A 3678-nucleotide genomic window follows, 5' to 3' on the forward strand; every position below is an offset into this window, starting at 1 on the left:
ACTTCATAGACCTTATTCATATATTGATACGCGCCAGTGCGGTGACTTCTTTTTTTCAGAAAAAAAATAGATTGAATTTGCATTTTTATTCTAATGACGATATCATTTAACAAATATTAACATAGTAAAGGGAATAGATAATGAAATTTATAGCAAAGTTGTTTTCTGTTTTTTGTATTGCTTTTTTTATCTCCAGTTGTGGTGGTTCATCCAGTCCAGAAGCGGCGGCGAAAAAATATGTTGATGCTGTTTATGCAGGTGATAGCGATACTGTGATTTCCATGGTGCATATCTCTGATAAGCATAAAGATGAACCAGGTTTAAAAGATATGGTTAGTGGCAAGGTAAAGCAGGCCGTGATGCACGATAAAGAGAACGCTGAAAAGAATGGCGGCGTTAAGGGTATTTCAGTAGGTGAGCCAAAGTATTCAGAAGATAAAAAAACTGCGGAGGTTTTGGTTACCATCTCTTTTAAAAATTCAGGCAAACCTAAGCAAGAATTAGTTCGTTTGATTGATACTGATAATGGCTGGAAATTAAAATTTTGATTGAAAATAGGCCTGCTTCGGTAGGCTTTTTGATAGCATGATAAAACGGGTATTTACAGTTATTTTGATATTAGGATGTGCCCTATCAATTTCCATTATCGGCACCGTTCAGAAGCCGTCTAAAGTCGCAAATCTGAAGAATTTACCAGCATTGGAAGTCGGCGATTGGGTGTTACGCATGGGTACTGTATCTGATAGTCAGTGGATTCGATATTTAGGGAATAGCAAATACTCTCATATCGGAATAATTGTACAAATGCAGCCAACCCCTATGGTTTTGCATGCGACAACCGATGATGGCGAAGAAAATGCTAATGCCGTTATGCTCACTCAATTGGACCATTTCCTCAGCCTGATCGGGCGAAATATGGCGCAATTATGCGTCCGATGTTTTTATCTACGGAAGAGAAACTACGGATTGCTCAAATTGCACAAAAACAGATTGGCCAGACATTTGTCTTAGCCAGTAAGGATCAACCCCATTTATATTGCACTACCTTACTGGCTGAATCCATACAGCAAATTCATCCCGATTTCCAACCCCGCTGGCAACATCTGGATATCCCTTTATTTAGGGGAGAGTATCTTTTCCCGCAAGCTTTTGCGAGTTATACCGATACCAAAACTGTTTATATAATAAATCATAAACCATGAGAATTACTCATGAATTAAGGACTGAGATTCTGTACCAATATCAATAATGTGACCTAGAAAATGTGTGATTTAAAAATAGGTCCTGTATTCGTTAAACCTCATATGATGAAGCTGTGTTGTTTAAGGGTTGAGTGTGCTAAATGGTTAAGTCACCGCCTTACAAGCCGCAGCTACCACATCACCCTCATACATTTGAAACAACCGTTAAAAGTAGGCAGCCGCTTCCCGCTGACACTCAAGCATACTCACTGCGAACACTATCCAAGTCCAGTTCACAAAGAAGGCTTAAACGCAGACACGATCACGTGGTTGCTGTTTTATCAAGTAACGATGGATGCATTGTTGCCCATACCCCAGAGGTTCAGGTTATGAGCATCAAAATGGGCACCACCATAATCACTTCGCCGTTTTTCCTATATGCCCGTACTCAACTGGTATTTTTATGTAGGCTAGATTGATCTCTTCCTTAGAAAGAGCGTCCATCAGTTGCTGGCATCTAGTTTCATCCACTGAAACTGTAATTGCCAAGGGCTGGTCAGCAAGTTCAAAGAACTTAGCAGAATGGAAAAAACCTTCATGATCAAAACCCTCAGAACCGCCTGCCAAGGTTCCACCTGCAGCAACCATGTTCCATGGCAAATTTTAAGAGCCATTCACCGATAGGAGTATGGCCATGTCGACGGTTTTGTTCGGTGAAAAAAGTAAGTTGATAGCCTTTCATTGCAGCTCCTTAACTCATTGGTGACGAAAAAGAGAAATAGTGATCATCCCAAACAACGTCATGGCCAATGAACCACACACGTGTAAAGCCAACATGCTAGCAGACCACCCCAAGCGACCATCGCGTAACAAGGTCAGCAACTCAGCAGAGAATGTCGAGAAGGTAGACAAGCCACCAGCTAAACCAGTGATTATGAATAACCTCCAATTCGGTGACAGATTTGGTGCAGACCCGAAGTAAGCAATAGCGGCACCCACTATGTAGGCCGCAATCAGGTTGGAAGCCAGAGTACCCATTGGGATTGGGGGCATCATCGCGTTCATACTCAAACTCAGGCTATAGCGCACCCAAGCGCCTATTGCTGAGCCTATGCCGATCGCAAGGATTGCATAAAATTGAGTCATAACAGATAGGCCTCGCAATTATCGAGTTCGCGCAAGTAATGATGGCATCCAATTACTATGTCACATAGGGAAAGCACCCTATATTTCGCACAAGAGAAGGCGTGATTTAAGTGCTGTTTTATTTGATGGGAATGAAAAAATTTGCTCATAGGTCATGTCGCCTTAAAATGAATGGACTGACCGAAAATAAAGGATGTTAACGCGAAAGCCTACAGCCCTAACTTCAGTCAGGTGTCTGTAGACGTCATCAGCAGCACATGAAATGCTGCGGTTAAGAGGAGGAACGTCATCTCCTATATGTATACACTACTGCATATATGCCGATGTGTCTATATAGACGTTAAAATATGCCCCTTGAAATACCATTCCATCAAAGTAGGCATTTGAATTGTTGCGATGAACGCATTGTGATTGCTCTCACGAGGGCAAAATTTATCATTGGCCATCATTTCATTTGATTAGCCAGCTTCGTGAGTGAACCATTTTAGTGATCACGACTAATCTAGTTTTTAGCGGATGGGTCACGCTATTTGCAGGTGAAAAGCTGACGCCAGATTTACTGGATAGATTGGTGCATCACTGTGAAATATTTGAAACAGGGAGCGAATCATATCGGTGTTAAATTTATCTTAAAGTGAGCCATTTTTAGGCCATAACTGTGGCACATTTGTGAAGCATATTTGACATCGCTACAGGTTAAATTTGAATATCTTGATATTGCCGTTGAAATTATTTAAAGGGAATTCAAAATTAATTAAGGCTGCCTGAACTAGCATCGGCAGCCCTATAGTTTTGTTTAACCACAGTTGCTTAATCGCGATATACCGTTTTACCTGCTACTTCACTTTTTTCACCCCAGTGACATCCACCACCACCCGACGATCTGGCTGCAGGCAGGCCTTCAATGCCGCTGTGGCTCGGCTACCCACGCAGTTCGTGGTCACCGGTTCGCGCTCACCCACACTGGCTACGCTCATCGGGGCATGCACGCCTTTGCCTGCCAGATAACCTTTCACGGTCTCAGCCCGGCGTTGGCCCAAGGCTTGGTTGTATGTGTCACTGCCCAAACGGTCTGTGTGTCCGGTGATGTGGATGCCGTCCACGCGGACGTAGCCGCTAGTGAGTGTTTGGGCCAATGCGTCCAGTGTGGCGCGACCTTGTGGCAGTATGTCTTGGGCGGCCGATTGGTTGAACTGGAACAGGGCATCGGCGGCTAAATTGATGCGATCGGTTTGCGCCGCAACGGGTGCAGCTTGTTCTGGCGGGCACCATTTGTGGTCAACATCACGTGCCTGGGTGAGGCTGCTTAGGCCGAGCAATAGGCTCAGGCTCAATACGCGGTAATGGATGG

5 protein-coding genes, 1 pseudogene and 1 riboswitch are annotated in these 3678 nt (G+C 43.8%); of the genes and pseudogenes, 3 read left to right on the forward strand and 3 right to left on the reverse strand.

All coding sequences use genetic code 11. The features are described 5' to 3' along the window. Positions 1-140: 140 nt before the first annotated feature. Positions 141-548, forward strand: coding sequence for a DUF4878 domain-containing protein (locus A2F46_RS11400; RefSeq protein ID WP_066570569.1), 408 nt, complete (start codon positions 141-143; stop codon positions 546-548). Positions 549-926: 378 nt separating this feature from the next. Then, positions 927-1202, forward strand: coding sequence for a hypothetical protein (locus A2F46_RS12370; protein WP_156471638.1), 276 nt, complete (start codon positions 927-929; stop codon positions 1200-1202). Between the two features lie 396 nt (positions 1203-1598). Here the strand turns inward: A2F46_RS12370 and A2F46_RS11410 are convergent, their stop codons facing one another. Together A2F46_RS11410 and crcB are read right to left on the reverse strand one after the other, a co-directional pair. Continuing rightward, positions 1599-1829, reverse strand: coding sequence for a DUF190 domain-containing protein (locus A2F46_RS11410; RefSeq protein WP_197457662.1), 231 nt, complete (start codon positions 1827-1829; stop codon positions 1599-1601). A gap of 108 nt (positions 1830-1937) precedes the next feature. After that, a complete protein-coding gene (gene crcB / locus A2F46_RS11415; RefSeq protein ID WP_066570573.1) occupies positions 1938-2327 on the reverse strand; it encodes a fluoride efflux transporter CrcB in 390 nt (129 codons plus the stop codon). Between the two features lie 231 nt (positions 2328-2558). Continuing rightward, positions 2559-2630, reverse strand: a riboswitch (Fluoride riboswitch). A 145-nt stretch (positions 2631-2775) separates the two neighbouring features. Between crcB and A2F46_RS12170 the strand changes: the two are divergent. Further along, positions 2776-2949, forward strand: a pseudogene (locus A2F46_RS12170) (ATP-binding protein); the annotation flags it as partial. A 214-nt stretch (positions 2950-3163) separates the two neighbouring features. Here the strand turns inward: A2F46_RS12170 and A2F46_RS11420 are convergent. Then, complete coding sequence (locus A2F46_RS11420; RefSeq protein ID WP_066570575.1) at positions 3164-3676, reverse strand: OmpA family protein; 513 nt, start codon at positions 3674-3676, stop codon at positions 3164-3166. Positions 3677-3678 lie beyond the last annotated feature (2 nt).

The sequence above is a fragment of the Snodgrassella sp. CFCC 13594 genome, from assembly GCF_001590725.1.
Taxonomy (GTDB): Bacteria; Pseudomonadota; Gammaproteobacteria; order Burkholderiales; family Neisseriaceae; genus Snodgrassella.